General features: G+C 57.7%; 1 protein-coding gene. It reads left to right on the top strand.

Annotated elements, in window-relative coordinates; translation table 11 throughout:
- Positions 1-260: glycosyltransferase family 9 protein (locus A6R74_RS04090; RefSeq protein WP_165603353.1), on the top strand; the 260-nt coding region annotated here is incomplete at both ends.

Here is a 260-nt window from a genome sequence, read left to right as displayed (position 1 = left end):
ACGGGAGAGTGATTGAGCACGCCTGGGTACAGCACGGCCTTAAAAGCGTGTTGACTGGCGGTGGCAGGGCCTTGGAGCGGGAAATTGGAGATCAAATTGAAGCGCTTTGCCAGCCGGGGAGCGTGATTAACGCAATTGGCGGCACCTCGCTAAAAGGGGTTTTAGCGCTGATCGATCAAGCCCAAGCGGTGATAGCGCCGGATACCGGCCCTATCCATATGGCCAATGCGATGGGAACGCACGCTCTGGGGCTTTATGCG

Origin of the sequence: Halomonas sp. ALS9 (genome assembly GCF_001651035.1) — a bacterium.
In the GTDB taxonomy this organism is placed as follows: domain Bacteria; phylum Pseudomonadota; class Gammaproteobacteria; order Pseudomonadales; family Halomonadaceae; genus Vreelandella.
The sequence above is the reverse complement of the archived record's forward strand: the minus strand, read 5'-3'. Positions and strand labels throughout refer to the sequence as shown.